This is a genomic window from Pseudomonas sp. BF-RE-22, from assembly GCF_019956155.1.
In the GTDB taxonomy this organism is placed as follows: domain Bacteria; phylum Pseudomonadota; class Gammaproteobacteria; order Pseudomonadales; family Pseudomonadaceae; genus Aquipseudomonas; species Aquipseudomonas migulae.
Genome location: NZ_JAHBDD010000033.1, coordinates 255013 through 272186, shown reverse-complemented (window position 1 = coordinate 272186; position 17174 = coordinate 255013). Strand labels below are relative to the sequence as shown.

Here is a 17174-nt window from a genome sequence, read left to right as displayed (position 1 = left end):
GCTGCGATGAACCTCGCAGCGGGCCTTTTTCATTCAGGTGTAGCGGTTAGAAGTAGTACGGGAATTTCAGGCTGAAGGAAAAGTCTGGCGCGTCGTCGGTCAGGCCAATGGCCAGGTTGGGGACGATCGTCAGGTTGTCGGTGGCTGCCATGGTCATGCCGATGTTGAAGTTGGCCGCGTTGTAATCGCTGTTGGAAATTGATTGCCAATCGCCACCGTCGGGCTTGATTTTGCTTTTGCGGGCGAACTGGTCGGTGAACGAGAACGACATACTCATCTTCTCGTTCAAGGCGAATGCAATGCCGGCGCCGACTTGCCAGGAATCGCCCAGTTTCACGTCTCCTTTCACCTTGGAGCCGACCTGAGGGCTGATGTCGCTGAAAGAGTCCTCCATGTTGTAGGTGTAGGCCAGGGTGCCGAACAGCACGGCCGGGTCGAAGGTCTTGACCAGCGAGATACCCGGGGTGATCGACCAGACGCCGTTACCGGTAGGCAAGTCCTCGGGGACCGCGAGGTTGTCGTTGTTCGGGTCTTCGACCAGTTTGATGCCGTAAGGGTCCTTGCCGGTCGGTGCCTTGACACGCAGTGTAAAGACCGCGTCTGGCAGACTGACCGACTCATCCAGAAACTTGTAAGCAACGCCAACGTTCACATCGCCGATGGTCGGGTCGCGGGTGACGGTTGCGTCCGACGTCACGGGGCCGGCGCCACCGGCGCCACCGGAGGAATACGTCGACTCGCGATAAACCACGGGGACGTTAATGTCGAACTGCCAGCGCTGCGCCACGTTGTAGCGGGCAGTCAGGTCCAGTGTCCAGTTGTCGGCCTTGATGCGGTCGAGGTTGATGTTGCCGAGGAAAATCGAGTCCAGTGCCAGAAAACCATTGAGCGTCAGCGCGCGTGTATCGAAGTGCGTGTAGGTGAGGCCGGTTTCGACACTGAACTTGCCGCCGCCGAAGAACCCGCTGGCTTCGTCATACAGGTTGGAAACGCTTTGCGCCGGCTCGGCATCTTCTTTGAGCGATTGGCCGTATGAACTGCCTGTGGTGCCCGGCGCACCGGCAGCCACCGTCTGGCCGCCCCTGGCCGGCTCGGCAGGGGATTTGGTCAGGCGTTTGGGGGCCGGTGTCGCAGGTGCTTCTTCTACTTGGCGAACGCGCTGTTCGAGTACCATCAGCGCGTTCTGTTGTGCTTCGTAACGCTGTTTCAACTCCATGAGTTCTTGTTTTAATGCTTCGACCTGGGGGTCCGGTGCTGCGTACAGCAATGTGGCCGGGGCCAGGCTACTCAAACAAACGATAGCTCTGAGCGTTATGGATCGGTGCATGGGTTAGCCGTCCCTTCTGACTGCATCTGATGAGACTGAGCGTAGATCAGAATCCTAGAGTGCGAATTCCTTTGAGTTGGTCCAGGTTGCCGTTCAGTGAACCGGTTGATGACAGGTTGTCGCGCAGCACAACGTTGATCGACATCATGTTTCTGACCTGGTTACCACCGCCAAGCAGCGTCGCGTTTTGCATCAGCCCGCCTTGGGCAAGGCGCTGCACGGTGCTGCCCTGGTTGTTGTTGGCGATGATGTTGAGCTGCACGCCCGTACCGGTAGCGGAAATACTCATCACGCCGGCACCGTTGGTGTGGTTCAGGGTTGAGCCCGAGGCCAACGCTTGCCCCTGGTTGTCCATCTGTGGTGCCTGGCTACCTCTGCTGACGTTGAGATCAACGTTGTTGTAAGCGCTGTTGTTGTCGCCGGCAGCGCGCACAACCTGAGTGACGCCCTGGGTAGTGTTCAAACCGTTACCGCCGCTGACGGTCCCTGTGCCCTGAGAAACCGCCGAGCCATCGCCATTCACGTCGATCATCGACACATAGAACTGTGGCTTGATAGTCGTTTGTTGAATTTGCATCGAGGAGGTTGCCCCGATCACCTGACCGTTGGCATTTTGCCAGGTGCTGGTCATGACAATCCCGAAACTGATGACGCGTCCCGGCATGACATAGCGGCCTCGCAGGTTCGCCAGTTCCTGATCGCTCAGTTCAATGGGTTTGAACGTCTGTGCCTGGGTTGGCAGGCTGGCGGCCAGGCAAGCCACGGCCAGCCAGATTGGAGTCTTCATTAGATGCTCCCGGAGCGTCATGCTCCCTTGTTATTAGAAGAAGTCGCTTCGGATGAATCCGAAGTCCAACAACTCTGCGTCTTGCACCGGGCTGAAGGTGTCGAGGCGGTTCCTGGCGGTCAGTGGCACGGGAGGGTCGAGCAGCGCGTTGGTTTTGTCGTAGCCCTGGCCAATGACAGCAAAGATGATGCCGTTCCAGCCTTTGACAAAGTCGTCGACTTGGTAGCGTTTATGACCGAGTACCGGATCTCCGATGTATACCCAGCCCTTTTGGACTTTTTGCAGGACCACAAAATGTTTGTAGCCACGGATATCCATGAGGACCACGACCGGAATCCTGATGTCGTTCAGCGTTTCCGGCGCCACCCGGTAGCCACGGGCCCGCATTCCGATACTTTCCACGTAACGCTTCATGTCGAGCATGGAGAAGCCCTGAACGCGGACAAGGTCTTGATCGGCGTGTGCCAGCATGCCTTCGATGATCTGTTCTTCGTTCACGTCCAGCCAATAGGCCTGGCGCAATATCGTCGCCAGCGCAGCTGCGCCGCAACTGAAGTCGGTTTTCTGTTGCACCAGGTCGGCAAATTTACGCTCGCGTATGCTCTGGATCGGCTTGTACACCACCGCGCCGCCCGGCAGGACGGAAAGCGGCATTTGTGCAGCCTCGATCACACTGGACACACAAAGCAAAAGTACCAAGGCGATAATGCGCATGGTGGGACGCCCTCTGGTTGTGTTGAAAAAGGCCCCCGTGAGGGGGCCTCCAGAGACAGCCATCAGAACGATTGGTTGGAAATGGCCAACGAGTTGCTTTGTTGGTTACCCACACCGGCAGCCACGTTGACGCCGAGGTTGCCACTGCCGCCATTCACCGAACCGCTCAGGGTTGCAGTGTTGGTGACAGGGTTAGCCCAGCCATTTGGGGTCAGGATTTGATAGGAAACTGTGTTGCTCAATTCCCATGCATTGCTTTCGCTGTAGCCCTTCTCTTCGTGTTTGGTAGAAGCGGACGATTTCTCGCCTGATTTCTCGAACGAAGAGTCAAACGATTTTGAGAACGAAGAATCGAACTTCTTCTCGAACGAAGAGTCGGTCGATTTTGAGTGCTCTGTATCGATAGATGCTTTAAGCGATGCGTCAACCGATAGGTCGACAGACTTGCTGCGAGTGCGATCGCCATAGCCGTTATTATGAGTAACGGTTTTGGTAACATTCGCATCTGCGGTCAAAACAGCGTCAACAGCAGCATGGCTGGTGGAGCTCTTGTCGGTGCTTTTTGATCCGTTTGCATCAAAGTGCTTGGTGCCGCTGACGTCAAAACTGCTAGCACCTTTCTTGCTCCAGTTGCTGGACGCGCTCTTATCAATGTTCAACTCGGAGTTATGGCTGAAAGAGGAATTACCGCTTTTGGTTGTGGTTAGCGTCACCGTCGTCAGGGCGAAGTTCCGATCGGCGTTGTTATTCACTACCAGACCAGGACCATTCTGATCGGCGGAGGCGGTGGCTGTTGCGTTACCCAGCGGCGAATTGGAGTTGGCAATCGCCATGGTGTTTTTCTGTTGGTTCAGGTCGCCACCGGCAATGTTGATCCCCATATTGCCGTTGCCACCATTGCCCGATCCGCTCATCACGGCAGAGGCTGTGGTGTTGTAGTTGTCGACCTTGTTGTGGTTGCTGTACTGCTTGACGCTGGCAGTGGCAGTGGCAACCCCGAACACGAAGGAGTTATCCAGAGCGGAAGTGGCGCCAGCGTTCGCGATGGCGGCAGCGTTGTCTTGTTGGTTGCCGTCGCCTGCCGCCACGTTGATACCGACGTTGCCGTCGGCGCCTGTGGCAGAGTCGGTCATCTCTGCCTTGTTAATAGTCCCTTCGTTACGGATGCGATTGTTGGTGCTGCTTTGTTTGTCGTAGGCATTGGCAGTCGCGTAAACAGGGATCTTCATTGGAGGAGGAGTGTGGTGACCGTTGTTATGGTGGCCATTGTGGTGGTCATCGTGACGCCGATCGTTTTGCCCAGCTTGTACAGCAACAGCCATGACCGCAGCAATTGCGAAAACCAGAGGCTTGAGTGCCGTCGAAGGTTTCATGGTGATTCTCCGTACTTATTTTAGGTTAAGTGTTGTTCCTAACTGTTTGGGTCAATCCGCGACCCGTACGTTCAGGGTGTTGGCCATTCGGTTTCCCACCCCGGCGCTCTGATTCAACTGAATCACCCCGCGGCTACCGGTGAATGCCTGGTCACTGGTAGAGACCTGGCGATAGCCTGGTGCAGAGTCAGTCGGATCGGAGTTTTTGATCAGCGCCACGTTCTGTTGCATGAGGACGCTGTCGTCGATACTTTGCGGTTGATTGCTGATGCTTATCCGCAGGGCATTGGCTTGCTGAGTGCTGGCACCGGCGCTCTGGTTGACACCCAGTACGCCATAGCCGCGGCTGAAGGAGTCGCCCTGAATGCTGGCTCGAGCATCCATCCTGGGGTCGACTTCGGTATGCAATCGTTGGCGAATCTGCGTGGTCGCGCTGGCGCCATGGCCCATGGCGATGGCCCGGGCATTAGCCTGTTGCTGCTGATCGCCGGCAGCCTGGTTGACCGCGAAGTTACCTTGGTACTGCGCGCCCGAATTACTGATGTCGGCATTATTGATGACGGGGGGTTGAGCAAAGCTCGATGCGCTGCAAAACATAGCGATAATCAGCAGCTTACGATTCATCTCAACGGCCTCCCGTAATGACGTTCAGACCGCTCAGGCCTCGCTGGACGCTTGAATTGACCAGGTTGGAAATACCGTTGCCCGAACCTCCCGAACGTCCGGCGGGAAGGTTGGAAAGCTGATTCTGGGTGGTGATGTTGCCGCCCAGATTTGTGTTGCCTAACGTGACGAGGCGGGTGATCCCGGCACCACTGGCAACGTTGGCAAAGTCGCCGTCGTTCAACTCGTTCGTTTGCCTGAGGATTTGTTGGCTCGGGTTGGCATTGGCGGTCGTGGGGTTAGGGTCGGGAGCCACCGGCGCTTGCACGGCGTTTCGTGTCTGGACATCACGCTTGATAATGATGATGCCGTCGTCAGCCTGGACACTTGAGCCCAATGCGCATCCGATCAGGAGGAGGCAGGTAAAGCCTTTATTGAAAGTATTGAAAGTCCCCACAGTGGCAATTCCTTCTTTTTGTGGGCTGGCCCTAGTCAGCGATGTGAAGGAGAGAGCGAATGCTGTGCCGTTTTTTGAATTTTGTTTTAATTCAACGGGTTAAAAATTTTGTCCGGGAGGCCGATGTCGGTGCTGTTTCACGTCTGAGACGGGCGCGGGCGCTTTTGTCCAACAAAAGCGGTTGCAGTGCTCTAGATCAATGCTTTGCGCCGAGGTGTATTGGGGGCTTAACAGCTGACGGGCGAAGAGGGTGCAGACCGCTGAAACGGCCTGTTTGGGGTGGGGTGGGTGTAACAGGTATGGACACTTTTGCCCCCAAAACAGGGGAATTACTGGGTGAAAACCCCTAAAAACGGGTCAGGGGTTCAGCAGCAGGGTGACGGCTTGCAGTGCCTGAAATCGCCGTTCCGCCCAGTTTCCCTGCAGAATTTGAAAAGGCTGTTGATGGGTTTCAAGCCATGTCAGGGTTGCGTCGAAAAATGCCCGGCGCTCGCTCAAATCGGGTTGGCAGCGTTGGCCATCATCCTTCCAGTCGACCTGATCGGGAGACAGCAACAGGTGCAAGTCGTACTGGCGAGCCAGCAGCGCCTGCTCGATCCACGCGGGGCAATCGCCAAACAGGGTCTGGCTCCAGAGGATGTTACTCAGCAGGTGGGTATCGAGAATCAGCAACGATGGCTGCCGGGCCCGGGCTTCGTCTTCCCATTGCAATTGCCCGCGGGCGATCTCCGGAATGTCGGCCAGGCAAGTATCACGCGGGTTTTGTTCGATGAACCAGCGGACATATTCGTCGACCAGCACCCCGCCGAAATGCGCTTGCAACTCGGCCGCGAGCCAGCTCTTGCCGCTGGATTCAGGGCCGGTGAGTACCAGGACTTTCATGTGCGCAATGCCGGGTCGGTGCGCCATTCCCGCCAGCCTTGAACGGCGATCACGGCAAACAACGCATAGAGCCCGGCGGTCAAGTACATGCCCTTGTAGACGAAGAGCCCGACGAAAACCACATCCAGGGTGATCCACAGAGGCCAGCATTGAACGCGCTTTTGCGCCATCCAGACCTGCGCCACCAGGCTGAACCCCGTCAGTGCCGCATCGAGCCAGGGCTGCGCGGCATCGGTCCAGTGCGCCATGGCCGCGCCGAGCAACAGACTGCCGAGGGCACCGATGGCCAGGCCTGTCGCGATCGATTTGCCCTTGAGTTGGCTAACCTGCCGTCCTTGCCGCGCAACCCCCGCGCGGGTCCACTGCCACCAGCCATAGAGCTGCAACGCGGCGTAGATCACCTGCAACAGCATGTCCGAATACAGCTTCACTTCAAAAAAGACCCAACTGTACAGCGACACCATGACCAGACCGATCGGCCAGCACCAGGGGTTCTGTTTGACCGTCAACCAGACGGCAATGACACCGAGGGCGGCGGCAAACAGTTCAAGCCCGGACATGGAGGTTCCTTGGAGCAGACGAAGAGGGGAGCGAATTGTACCCGGATTGCAGCGGATGAGGCTGTGCTGGCGAGGGAGAAAGCACTCGTTGACCTGTAGGAGGCCGGCTTGCTGGCGATGGCGATTTCACTGGCGCTATCGCCAGCAAGCTGGCTCCTACGGATCGCAAGGGTGTCGGGAATAGGAGGTTCACCCGAAACCTGTAGGAGCCCGGCTTGCTGGCGATGGCGATTTCATGGGCGCTATCGCCAGCAAGCCGGCTCCTACGGATCGCGAGGGTGTTGGGATTTGTGGGTTCACCCGAAACCTGTAGGAGCCGGCTTGCCGGCGATGGCGATTTCACGGGCGCCATCGCCAGCAAGCCGGCTCCTACGGATCGCGAGGGTGTTGGGATAGTGGGTTCGCCCCAAACCTGTAGGAGCGCGGCTTGCCGGCGATGGCGATTTCACTGGCGCTATCGCCGACAAGCCAGGCGCCTACACGCGGAATTGTTTGAGCAACCCGTTCAACTGCTCACTCAGTTCCTTGAGGTGGACGCTGGCCACGCTCGACTGTTCCGCCGCCAGCGCCGTGCTGTGGGACAAACCGGCTGCCTGGGTCACGTTCTGGTTGATGTCTTCGACCACATGGGCCTGTTGCAGGGTGGCGCTGGCAATGGAAGCGTTCAACCCGTTGAGATTGCGCAGTGCCTGGCCAATGGCATTCAGGCTTGCACCGGCGAGGCCGGCCTGCTCGATGGTCAGTTGCGAGGCGCGGCTGCTGTCGCCGATGACCTTTACCGCCGCTTCGGAATGGCTTTGCAGGCGTTCAATCATTGCCTGGATCTCGGCGGTGGACTTCTGCGTGCGCTGGGCCAGCAGGCGCACCTCATCGGCCACGACGGCAAACCCGCGCCCCTGCTCACCGGCACGGGCGGCTTCGATGGCCGCGTTGAGGGCCAGCAGGTTGGTTTGCTCGGCGATGGAACGGATCACTTCCAGCACGCTGCCGATCTGAGTGCTTTCGGCGGCGAGGGTGCGGATGACTTCCACGGCCTGATCAATCGTTGAAGACAGCTTGTCGATTTGTTGCAGGCTGCTGTCGATGTTGACCTGGCCCTGCTGCGCCTGAGACTCGGCATCGCGCATCTCGCTGGCGGCGTGCTCGGCGTTCTTCGCCACGTCCTGCACGCCATAGGTCACTTCATTGATGGCCGTGGCCACCAGTTCCATCTGTTGCGATTGCTGCTGGCTGCGTTGCTGGGCCTGGACGGCGTCGTTGCCCAGTTCGCTGGACGACTGGCCCAGGGCGCTGGCGGACACCTGCAATTCGCTGATCACCAGTCGTAGCTTGGCGGTGAACGCATTGAAGTGGTGTGCCAACTGCGTGACTTCGTCCTGACCGTGGGTGTCGAGGCTGCGAGTCAGATCGCTCTCGCCGCTGGCAATGTTGGCCATGGCGTTCACGGTGTCCTGCAGCGGACGGACGATGCTGCGGGCAATCAGGATCACCAGCAGCGCCATGAAGGCGGCGATCACCAGCCCGACCACTGTCGCTTTCCAGACCTGGCCCATGAACTCGGCTTGCATGTCATCTATATACACGCCCGAGCCGATCACCCAGCCCCACGGTTCGAAGAGTTTGACGTAGGAGGTTTTTGCGACCGGCTCGCTGGCGCCCGGTTTCGGCCAGCGATAGTCGATCGGGCCGGCGCCCTTGGCCTTGGCGAGGGCGACCATTTCATTGAACACCGCAAACCCGTCCGGGTCGCGGATCGCCGAGAGGTTCTGGCCATCGAGTTTGGGGTTGGCCGGGTGCATGATCATCACCGGCGTCAGGTCGTTGATCCAGAAGTAGTCGTTCTGGTCATAGCGCAGGCCGCGAACGGCGGTCAGCGCCTGTTTCTGCGCAGCTTCGCGGGTCAGCGTGCCGGCGGTTTCGAGCCCGTGGTAATAGGTCAGAATGCCGCTGGCCGTCTGCACGACGTGCTGGGTTTTCTGCGCCTTGGCGTGATACAGGTCCTCGTGAATCTGCTTGAGCATCAACACGCCCAACGTCAAAAGCATCATGACGGCCACGATCAAAATCAACCACAAACGCCGGCTGATCGACATATTGCGCAAGCTGTTCATAACGCTGTCACTCCTGTTTCTTTTTCTTGTAATAAACGACCGCCAGCATCCAACCACATTTTGCCGATCGGGCATATCCGACCCAAGTCCAATAACGTGGCAGCGTTATTCAGCCTTGTCTGATAGGATTTCGGCCCCGCACGGAAAAACCTGAATCCAAGTTGATTTTTCACGGAATTTTTACGGTTTCGTCTGGATTCTGTGCGCGTCTGGCTGCAGCTGCGCTGATCGCAGTCAATGTTTTGAAAAATATTAACGGGGCATGCGGTGGCGCATCGCTTCTTGGGGGATTGATGGATCTTTGGACCGCCTTTCAGGCATTGATACTTGGCGTTGTAGAAGGGCTGACGGAGTTTTTGCCCATTTCCAGTACCGGACACCAGATCATCGTGGCCGACTTGCTCAATTTCGGTGGCGAGCGGGCGATGGCGTTCAACATCATTATTCAGCTTGGTGCGATCCTCGCGGTGGTGTGGGAATTTCGCCGCAAGATTTTCGATGTCGTCATCGGTTTGCCGACGCAACCCGGCGCCCGACGCTTTACTGCCAACCTGCTGATTGCCTTCATGCCGGCCGTGGTCCTGGGGGTGATTTTCGCCGACCTGATCCACCATTACCTGTTCAACCCGATCACCGTCGCCACCGCATTGGTCGTGGGCGGCATTGTGATGTTGTGGGCGGAGCAGCGTCAGCATGAAGTGCATGCTGAAACCGTCGACGAGATCACCTGGAAGGATGCCTTGAAAGTCGGCTTCGCCCAGTGCCTGGCGATGATCCCCGGCACTTCGCGTTCAGGTGCGACAATCATTGGTGGTTTGCTGTTCGGGCTGTCGCGCAAGACGGCCACCGAGTTTTCGTTTTTCCTGGCGATGCCGACCATGGTCGGTGCGGCGGTGTACTCGGGCTACAAATACCGCGACCTGTTCGTCCCGGCCGATTTTCCGGTGTTCGCCATCGGTTTTGTCACCGCGTTCATTTTCGCAATGATTGCCGTCCGGGGCTTGCTCATATTCATCGCCAGCCACAGCTACGCGGTGTTCGCCTGGTACCGCATTGCATTTGGCCTGCTCATTCTCGCTACCTGGCAGTTTGGCTGGGTTGACTGGACCTCGGTCAAGCCATGAATGACACCCGCGCACGCAACAATCCCGGGCGCCAGTCCGGGGGCGGAATCCAGAACCCACGGCTGAAACTGCTGGTGTTCGCGATGGTGTGTGCGCTGCCGTTGTTCGGCTCGATGTCGTTCTGGCTGCGAGGGGTTTCGCTGATTCCCCTGGCGGCCTATGGCATCGTCAGCGTGCTGGCGTTCTTCCTTTATTGGAGCGACAAGCGCAAGGCCCGCACTGATAGCTGGCGCACGCCGGAAAACGTGTTGCATGCGGTGGAACTCGCCGGCGGCTGGCCGGGCGCGTTGCTGGCCCAGCAGGTGTTTCGGCACAAGACCCGCAAAGTGTCGTTTCAGTTGCTGTTCTGGGTGATCGTGCTGCTGCATCAGGTGTTCTGGATCGATCAACTGTTCCTGGACGCCAATCTGGCGCTGCTTTAAAGCAGCAGCCCGACCTGCGTGCGTTTGGGCAGTTTGCTCACCACCAGTTGATGGGAACGTTGCAGCAGCCCTTGCAGTTCTTCGCTGCCCAGCGGGTAGGGCGTTTGCATGATGATCCACTGGGCCCGGGCCAGATACGGCGCCGGATGAATGCCCGGGCGGTCGCAATGCCCCAGAAACAAGTCCTTGTCGACCTTGAACGCCAAAGAGTCGCCCCGCAGGTTCTGCAGGGCGAACATCTTGTTTCCGGCAATCGAAAACACCCGCACGCCACCCCACTTGTAATCTTCCCGCGCCCCCGGCAGCGCGAGACAGAATTGCGCGACATCCTCTTCGCTCATACGCCCAGCCTTCATATCAGTCGGTCCCCACAGGCATTGAATGATTCGATCAAATGGTCGAGCCAGGCGCGAACGGCCGGCATCACCCCGCGCCGATGAGGGTAGACCGCTTGCAGCCAGCCGCCAGGCAAAGACCAGTCGGGCAGTAACTGCACCAGCGCGCCGCTTTCCAGTTCCTGCTCGCAATACATCATCGGCAGCATGGTAAAACCCTGGCCGGCGAGGGTGCAGGCCCTGCGCACGATAAAGTCATCGATGCCCAGTCGCGCTTCGAGGGCGAGTTCATGACTTTTACCCTGTTGGTCGAGCATGCGGATGTGCACCATGCGGTCCGCTTCCAGAGCGCCGAGCACCGGCAAGCCCTTGAGGTCTTCGGGATGATTGATTGCTCGTCCATGAAGAAAACCCGGACTGGCCACCATCAGCATCTGCGCCTGACGCAGGCGCCGGGTCACCAGCAGCGGGTCTTCATCACCCGGTTCGCGAACCCGCAACGCGACGTCGACGCCCTCGGTCACCAGATCGACCCGGCGATTTACCAGCATGACCTCCAGCTGGACATGAGGGTATTTCTCGAGGAATTTACTGATCACCGTTGGCAACATTTCGTGAGCCAGCCCGACAGGGGCGGACACCCGCAAGCGTCCGCGAGGTTCGCTGGACATGCTGGCCACGGCCTCATCGGCCATCTCGGCTTCCAGCAGCATGGCCTGACAGTGGCGTAAATAGCGCTCGCCCACAGCGGTTAGCTTAAGTTGCCGGGTGGTGCGTTGCAGCAGGCGCGCACCCAGGCGTTCTTCCAGTTCGGCGATGCGGCGCGACAACCGTGATTTGGGAATCCCCAGCAAACGCCCGGCTGCCGCGAACCCGCCGGCTTCGACCACTTTGGCGAAGTAATAGAGGTCATTGAGGTCTTGCATGGTGTTAACTCGATTGTTCTATCAGTGAGACGAACTATCGCATTGTTGCGGTCTAATCAGCTATTGGTTTCGTCTGTAGGATTGTCTCCATCAGATCGCCTCGTGGCGGTCCTCACCTGGAGATCCCATATGAAACTGCTGCATATCGATTCGAGCATTCTTGGTGACAACTCGGCTTCCCGTCAGCTGAGCCGCGAAGTCGTCAGCGCCTGGCAAGCTGCCGAGCCGACCGCCGTCGTGACCTACCGCGACCTGGCCAGCGATGCCATCAGCCATTTTTCCGCCACGACCCTGGTCGCCGCCGGCACCTCCGCTGAACTGCGCAACGCCGCCCAGCAGCACGAAGCCGAACTGAGCGCCTCGACACTGGCCGAATTCCTCGCCGCCGATGCCGTCGTCATCGCAGCACCGATGTACAACTTCACCATCCCGACCCAACTCAAGGCCTGGATCGACCGCATCGCCGTTGCCGGCCAGACTTTCCGCTACACCGAAGCCGGCCCTGAAGGCCTGTGCGGTGGCAAGAAAGTCGTGATCGTGTCGACTGCCGGCGGTTTGCACGCAGGTCAGGCGAGTGGCGTTGCGCACGAAGAGTATTTGAAGTTGCTGTTCGGCTTCCTCGGCATCACCGACATTGAATTCGTCCGTGCCGAAGGCCTGGCGTACGGTGATGAAGTGCGCACCAAAGCCATGAGCGCTGCTCGCACTCAGATCAGCGAGCAACTGTTCGCTGCTGCGTAAGGCTTGCGTAAAGTTGTAAATCAGCTCGGGCAACACCCCAAAAAACTCTGTATTCTGATCCCGCAAGGTCAGATACGGAGTTTTTTGTTTCTGATCATTGCGTAATCTTTCATGTTGTGGCCCAGGTTATGCAGTCGAGGGTTTAACGTCCCCGTTCTGTAACGACCTTGGTGGCCGCAATTGCTGGTACAAGGCCGCTTCCTCGGTAATCGATGGAGAACGGGCTTCCCGGTCAAGTAACAAAGGTGGGGCATCCCATGGTGCGTCTTTGGGCAACGTTACTGATTTGCCTGCTCAGCAGCCTGAATTCAGTGCACGCCGCGCCTGCGCCACATCCTCACTGGAGCGTCGGTTTCCATGAGATGAGTTTTCTCGACCCACTGGACCTGCAACCGATGCGCGCCATCGCGTTCTACCCCTCCAGCGACCGCGAACACTCCAGTAAACTCGAGGGCTACACGGTCGAAGCGGGCGAAGACACCCGCGTCGCCATTGGCCGCTTCCCGATGCTGATGCTGTCCCACGGCAACACCGGAACCCCGCTGGCCCTGCACGACCTCGCCACATCGCTGGCGCGTAAGGGTTTTGTGGTGGTGGCGGTGATCCATCCCGGCGACAACTCCAAAGACCACAGCCGCCTCGGTACCTTGAGCAACTTGTATGGGCGGCCGATCCAGATTTCCGAGGCCATTACCGCGACCCTGGGCGACCGTATGCTCGCGCCGTTCGTCAATGCCGATCAGGTGGGGGTTATCGGATATTCGGCCGGCGGGGAGACGGCGCTGATTCTGTCGGGGGCGACGCCGGATCTGGATCGTCTGCGTCGCTATTGCCAGGAACGTCCGGACGACCACGATGCCTGCAACACCCAGGGCGAACTGATTGTCGACCGTGATGACCTGCAACCGGTGGCGGATCCACGGGTGCACGCGCTGCTGCTGATGGCGCCGTTGAGCCTGAAATTCGGTCGCCATACCCTGGCCGACGTGCATGTGCCGGTGCTGTTATATAGCGGTGACGGCGACAAACTGGTGGCCTTCGACAAAAACGCCGCCGCGCTGGCGCGCAAACTGCCAACCGCACCGGACTTCAAGCTACTGGCCGGGGCAGGTCACTTCGTGTTCATGGCACCGTGCAACGAAGAACAGATCAGGGCGATGCCGGCGCTGTGCACCGATGCCGATGGTGTCGACCGCGAGGACATCCACCGCAACATGATCTCCGAAGCGGGGCGCTTCTTCTCCCACGCACTGGGCAAACCGACCCGCGCCGGCATGCAAACCGCCGATCAATAGGTCTCACGCCACGGCTTGCTGGCGATGGCACCCATGAAATCGCCATCGCCAGCAAGCCGGGCTCCTACAGGTCCTGCGGCGCACCCACCAACCCCAACATCCCCGAGTCCGTAGGAGCCGGCTTGCTGGCGATGGCGCCCATGAAATCGCCATCGCCAGCAAGCCGGGCTCCTACAGGTCTTGCGGCGCACCCACAAACCCAGTCATCCCCGAATCTGTAGGAGCCGGCTTGCTGGCGATGGCGCCCATTAAATCGCCATCGCCAGCAAGGTTTGTGTTGATCAGGCTGTAGCGCGGCGTTTCAGTAGCAGGGTCAGGGCCAGGCCGGTGATCGACAACATTGCCGCACTGAAGAAAATCCACGAGTACCCCATATTCAACGCCACCGCGCCCATCAGCGGTCCGGCAATCGCCAGCGCCAGATCGAAAAACACCGCGTAAGCACTCAAGCCTGCGCCGCGACTGGAATTGGGCACCTGTTTAATGGCTTCTACCCCCAGCGCCGGGTACACCAGCGACAGGCCAAACCCGGCCAGACCCGCGCCAATCAGGGCGAAATCGGTCGACGGCGCGAGCCACAGCAGCACCAGGCCCACTGTTTCAATGCTCATGCAGACAATCGCCGAGGTGAATCCACCAAAACGACTGATGCTGGAAATGAACAGCAGTCGCGCGAGAATGAAGCAGACACCGAACACCGTCAGGCAGTACGCGGCGCCGGTCCAGCCGCGGTTGACGTAATACAGGGTAATAAAGGTGGTCAACGTGCCGTAGCCGATCGACGCCAGGCTCAAACTCGCGCCGAACGGCGCAATGCGCCCGAACACCGCCCAGAACGGCAGGCGCTCACCGCGAACCACTGGCACCGAAGGTTTATTGCGGATCAGCAGCAGCGCCAACGCAGCCAACAATGACAGCGCGATGCCCAGGCTGGCAAAACCATACGCGGCCACCATCACGACGCCCAATGGCGCACCGATCGCGATGGCGCCGTAGGACGCGATGCCATTCCACGAGATCGAGCGCGCGGTGTGTTCCGCGCCGACCTGGCCCATGCACCAACTGATGGTGCCGACGCCGATCAAGCCCTGCGCGATGCCCAGCAACAAACGGCCGGCGATCAGGATCAACAGGCTCGTCAACGGAAAGCTTTGCAGCAGCGTCGACAGCAACGTCAGCGCGCCGCTCAAGACAATCCCCGCCAACCCGTAAACAATCGATCGTTTCGTGCCGATGCTGTCCGACATGCGCCCGGCCATCGGGCGGCTGAGCAGGGTGGCGAGGTATTGCGAACCGATGGTCAGCCCTGCGACGACGGCGCTGAACCCGAGCTGTTCGTGGACATAACCCGGCAACACAGCAATCGGCAGGCCGATGCAAAGGAAGGCAATAAAGGTATAGAAAACGATGGAGACGATCTGCAGGGTGATCGCCATGGAGCTTTGCGGTGGCAGTTGCTGCGCAGACATGAGGGCTCGTTCGCGGGCGGCGGTGGGAGAGGTCCATCATGGCGCGGGTGTGGAATAAAAGAAAGCAGGCTAACTATATTCGTTGAGGCCGAGGGCCTCTTCGCGGGCAAGCCTCGCTCCTACAGTATCGAGTCGTACGCGAATTTCGGGATCGACAAAAAACACTGTAGGAGCGAGGCTTGCCCGCGAAGAGGTCCTGAGCACCAGCGAATCACTGCCCCTGAAATGCAAAAAGCCCCGTCACATGGACAGGGCTTTTCATTTATAGCGAACGCTTAGAACACAACGCCCTGACTACGCAGGTAGTCATCGTAGGTACCGCTGAAGTCGATCACGCCGCTAGGGCTCAACTCGATGATGCGGGTGGCCAGCGACGATACGAACTCACGGTCGTGGCTGACGAAGATCAGCGTGCCCGGATAGTTCTCCAGCGCCAGGTTCAGCGCCTCGATGGATTCCATGTCCAAGTGGTTGGTCGGTTCGTCCATGATCAGCACGTTCGGTTTTTGCAGGATCAGCTTGCCGAACAGCATGCGACCTTGCTCACCACCGGAGATGACCTTGACCGACTTCAGAATCTCGTCGTTGGAGAACAGCATGCGGCCGAGGGTGCCGCGAACCAGTTGCTCGCCGCCCTGGGTCCACTGGCCCATCCAGTCGAACAGGTTGCAGTCGTCTTCGAAGTCGTGCGCGTGGTCCTGGGCGTAGTAGCCCAGTTCCGCGGCGTCGGTCCACTTCACGGTGCCGGCATCCGGGGTCAGTTCGTTGACCAGGGTGCGCAGCAGGGTGGTTTTACCGATACCGTTCGGGCCGATGATCGCAACGCGCTCGCCAGCTTCAACCTGGAAGCTGAAGTCCTTGAAGAGTGTCTTGCCGTCGAAGCCTTTGGCCATGCCCTCGACGATGACCGCTTGACGGTGCAGCTTCTTGGTTTGTTCGAAGCGGATGAACGGGCTCACACGGCTCGAAGGCTTGACCTCGGCCAGCTGGATCTTGTCGATCGCCTTGGCGCGGGAAGTGGCCTGCTTGGCTTTCGAGGCGTTGGCCGAGAAGCGGCTGACGAACGATTGCAGCTCGGAAATCTGAGCCTTCTTCTTGGCGTTGTCCGACAGCAGTTGCTCGCGGGACTGGGTCGCCACGGTCATGTACTCGTCGTAGTTGCCCGGGAACAGGCGCAGCTCGCCGTAATCCAGGTCAGCCATGTGGGTGCACACGCTGTTCAGGAAGTGACGGTCGTGAGAGATGATGATCATCAGGCTGGAGCGCTGGGTCAGCACGTTTTCCAGCCAGCGGATGGTGTTGATGTCCAGGTGGTTGGTCGGTTCGTCGAGCAACAGCACTTCAGGATCGGAGAACAGCGCCTGCGCCAGCAATACACGGAGTTTCCAGCCTGGGGAAACCTCGCTCATCGGGCCAAAGTGCTGCTCGATGCCGATACCCAGGCCCAGCAACAGTTCGCCGGCGCGGGATTCGGCGGTGTAGCCGTCCATTTCGGCGAACTCGGTTTCCAGCTCGGCCACGGCCATGCCGTCTTCTTCGGTCATTTCCGGCAGCGAGTAGATGCGGTCGCGCTCGGCTTTAACCTTCCACAGTTCTTCGTGACCCATGATCACGGTGTCGATCACGGTGAATTCTTCGTAGGCGAACTGGTCCTGGCGCAATTTACCCAGACGCACGTTCGGCTCGAGCATGACCTGACCGCCGGAAGGCTCGAGGTCGCCACCGAGGATTTTCATGAAAGTCGACTTGCCGCAGCCGTTGGCGCCGATCAAGCCGTAGCGGTTGCCCGCGCCGAATTTGACCGAAACGTTTTCGAATAGCGGCTTGGCGCCGAACTGCATCGTGATGTTAGCTGTAGAGATCAAAGGTTTTTCCTGCGAAGCATTCAGAGTAGCTAGGGTTGCGGCAGTACCGATTCAGTACCCGTTTCCGGTATTCAAACCACGGGAAATACATCCCGATCAGAAGCGGAAGGTCCATCTGGCAATAAGTGGACAGCAGCAGTTGGAGCGCTTGGCCCGAGTCGAAGTGCGCTGAGACGGGGTTCA

At 58.9% G+C, this 17174-nt stretch carries 17 protein-coding genes; 4 read left to right on the top strand and 13 right to left on the bottom strand.

Features of this window, described 5'->3' with window-relative positions; translation table 11 throughout:
- Positions 1-46: 46 nt before the first annotated feature.
- The 9 genes from KGA82_RS17790 to KGA82_RS17750 all read right to left on the bottom strand — a co-directional run bounded on the left by KGA82_RS17790 (position 47) and on the right by KGA82_RS17750 (position 8814).
- Positions 47-1327, bottom strand: a complete 1281-nt coding sequence (locus tag KGA82_RS17790) for a hypothetical protein (RefSeq protein WP_223451636.1) — start codon at positions 1325-1327, stop codon at positions 47-49.
- Between the two features lie 46 nt (positions 1328-1373).
- The gene (locus tag KGA82_RS17785; protein ID WP_223451634.1) at positions 1374-2114 is read right to left on the bottom strand and encodes a hypothetical protein; all 741 of its coding nucleotides are present in this window, start codon (positions 2112-2114) and stop codon (positions 1374-1376) included.
- A gap of 33 nt (positions 2115-2147) precedes the next feature.
- Entirely contained in the window at positions 2148-2828 is a 681-nt protein-coding gene (locus KGA82_RS17780) for a C39 family peptidase (RefSeq protein ID WP_223451632.1), read from the bottom strand.
- A gap of 62 nt (positions 2829-2890) precedes the next feature.
- Positions 2891-4201: a heme utilization protein gene (locus KGA82_RS17775; protein ID WP_223451630.1), complete on the bottom strand. Its 1311-nt coding sequence runs from the start codon at positions 4199-4201 to the stop codon at positions 2891-2893.
- 51 nt (positions 4202-4252) lie between these two features.
- Positions 4253-4825: an adhesin gene (locus KGA82_RS17770; RefSeq protein ID WP_192227105.1), complete on the bottom strand. Its 573-nt coding sequence runs from the start codon at positions 4823-4825 to the stop codon at positions 4253-4255.
- Between the two features lies 1 nt (position 4826).
- Entirely contained in the window at positions 4827-5261 is a 435-nt protein-coding gene (locus KGA82_RS17765; protein WP_192416286.1) for a hypothetical protein, read from the bottom strand.
- A 357-nt stretch (positions 5262-5618) separates the two neighbouring features.
- Complete coding sequence (locus KGA82_RS17760) at positions 5619-6143, bottom strand: AAA family ATPase (protein ID WP_008029890.1); 525 nt, start codon at positions 6141-6143, stop codon at positions 5619-5621.
- Positions 6140-6703 (bottom strand): nicotinamide riboside transporter PnuC, encoded by a 564-nt coding sequence (gene pnuC, locus KGA82_RS17755; protein ID WP_223414246.1) that lies wholly within the window; start codon positions 6701-6703, stop codon positions 6140-6142. Before pnuC ends, KGA82_RS17760 begins: the two co-directional genes overlap by 4 nt.
- A 476-nt stretch (positions 6704-7179) precedes the next feature.
- The gene (locus KGA82_RS17750) at positions 7180-8814 is read right to left on the bottom strand and encodes a methyl-accepting chemotaxis protein (RefSeq protein ID WP_008043778.1); all 1635 of its coding nucleotides are present in this window, start codon (positions 8812-8814) and stop codon (positions 7180-7182) included.
- A 293-nt stretch (positions 8815-9107) separates the two neighbouring features.
- On the opposite strand from KGA82_RS17750, the gene KGA82_RS17745 reads away from it, so the two are divergent.
- Positions 9108-9938 (top strand): undecaprenyl-diphosphate phosphatase, encoded by an 831-nt coding sequence (locus KGA82_RS17745; RefSeq protein ID WP_223451628.1) that lies wholly within the window; start codon positions 9108-9110, stop codon positions 9936-9938.
- On the top strand, positions 9935-10360 hold the full coding sequence (locus tag KGA82_RS17740) for a DUF1294 domain-containing protein (protein WP_223451626.1): 426 nt from the start codon (positions 9935-9937) through the stop codon (positions 10358-10360). The genes KGA82_RS17745 and KGA82_RS17740 overlap by 4 nt, the downstream gene beginning before the upstream one ends.
- Here the strand turns inward: KGA82_RS17740 and KGA82_RS17735 are convergent.
- Both KGA82_RS17735 and KGA82_RS17730 read right to left on the bottom strand, forming a co-directional pair.
- Positions 10357-10716 (bottom strand): MmcQ/YjbR family DNA-binding protein, encoded by a 360-nt coding sequence (locus tag KGA82_RS17735; RefSeq protein ID WP_008043775.1) that lies wholly within the window; start codon positions 10714-10716, stop codon positions 10357-10359. The genes KGA82_RS17740 and KGA82_RS17735 overlap by 4 nt on opposite strands.
- On the bottom strand, positions 10713-11621 hold the full coding sequence (locus tag KGA82_RS17730) for a LysR substrate-binding domain-containing protein (protein ID WP_008029879.1): 909 nt from the start codon (positions 11619-11621) through the stop codon (positions 10713-10715). The genes KGA82_RS17735 and KGA82_RS17730 overlap by 4 nt, the downstream gene beginning before the upstream one ends.
- A 129-nt stretch (positions 11622-11750) precedes the next feature.
- On the opposite strand from KGA82_RS17730, the gene KGA82_RS17725 reads away from it, so the two are divergent.
- Both KGA82_RS17725 and KGA82_RS17720 read left to right on the top strand, forming a co-directional pair.
- Complete coding sequence (locus tag KGA82_RS17725) at positions 11751-12362, top strand: FMN-dependent NADH-azoreductase (RefSeq protein ID WP_008043774.1); 612 nt, start codon at positions 11751-11753, stop codon at positions 12360-12362.
- A 257-nt stretch (positions 12363-12619) separates the two neighbouring features.
- Complete coding sequence (locus KGA82_RS17720) at positions 12620-13657, top strand: alpha/beta hydrolase family protein (RefSeq protein ID WP_223451619.1); 1038 nt, start codon at positions 12620-12622, stop codon at positions 13655-13657.
- Positions 13658-13938: 281 nt separating this feature from the next.
- Here KGA82_RS17720 and KGA82_RS17715 read toward each other — a convergent pair whose 3' ends face one another.
- Both KGA82_RS17715 and KGA82_RS17710 read right to left on the bottom strand, forming a co-directional pair.
- Positions 13939-15126 carry an MFS transporter gene (locus KGA82_RS17715; RefSeq protein ID WP_223451618.1) on the bottom strand — a complete coding sequence of 396 codons (1188 nt, stop codon included), beginning with the start codon at positions 15124-15126 and terminating at the stop codon, positions 13939-13941.
- Between the two features lie 275 nt (positions 15127-15401).
- A complete protein-coding gene (locus KGA82_RS17710; protein WP_008026595.1) occupies positions 15402-16991 on the bottom strand; it encodes an ABC-F family ATPase in 1590 nt (529 codons plus the stop codon).
- Between the last annotated feature and the right edge of the window lie 183 nt (positions 16992-17174).

Coding starts and splice junctions, on each gene's coding strand:
- KGA82_RS17790 (WP_223451636.1), bottom strand. CDS start 1,327: ATGCACCGATCCATAACGCTCAGAGCTATCGTTTGTTTGAGTAGCCTG.
- KGA82_RS17785 (WP_223451634.1), bottom strand. CDS start 2,114: ATGAAGACTCCAATCTGGCTGGCCGTGGCTTGCCTGGCCGCCAGCCTG.
- KGA82_RS17780 (WP_223451632.1), bottom strand. CDS start 2,828: ATGCGCATTATCGCCTTGGTACTTTTGCTTTGTGTGTCCAGTGTGATC.
- KGA82_RS17775 (WP_223451630.1), bottom strand. CDS start 4,201: ATGAAACCTTCGACGGCACTCAAGCCTCTGGTTTTCGCAATTGCTGCG.
- KGA82_RS17770 (WP_192227105.1), bottom strand. CDS start 4,825: ATGAATCGTAAGCTGCTGATTATCGCTATGTTTTGCAGCGCATCGAGC.
- KGA82_RS17760 (WP_008029890.1), bottom strand. CDS start 6,143: ATGAAAGTCCTGGTACTCACCGGCCCTGAATCCAGCGGCAAGAGCTGG.
- pnuC (WP_223414246.1), bottom strand. CDS start 6,703: ATGTCCGGGCTTGAACTGTTTGCCGCCGCCCTCGGTGTCATTGCCGTC.
- KGA82_RS17750 (WP_008043778.1), bottom strand. CDS start 8,814: ATGAACAGCTTGCGCAATATGTCGATCAGCCGGCGTTTGTGGTTGATT.
- KGA82_RS17745 (WP_223451628.1), top strand. CDS start 9,108: ATGGATCTTTGGACCGCCTTTCAGGCATTGATACTTGGCGTTGTAGAA.
- KGA82_RS17740 (WP_223451626.1), top strand. CDS start 9,935: ATGAATGACACCCGCGCACGCAACAATCCCGGGCGCCAGTCCGGGGGC.
- KGA82_RS17735 (WP_008043775.1), bottom strand. CDS start 10,716: ATGAAGGCTGGGCGTATGAGCGAAGAGGATGTCGCGCAATTCTGTCTC.
- KGA82_RS17730 (WP_008029879.1), bottom strand. CDS start 11,621: ATGCAAGACCTCAATGACCTCTATTACTTCGCCAAAGTGGTCGAAGCC.
- KGA82_RS17725 (WP_008043774.1), top strand. CDS start 11,751: ATGAAACTGCTGCATATCGATTCGAGCATTCTTGGTGACAACTCGGCT.
- KGA82_RS17720 (WP_223451619.1), top strand. CDS start 12,620: ATGGTGCGTCTTTGGGCAACGTTACTGATTTGCCTGCTCAGCAGCCTG.
- KGA82_RS17715 (WP_223451618.1), bottom strand. CDS start 15,126: ATGTCTGCGCAGCAACTGCCACCGCAAAGCTCCATGGCGATCACCCTG.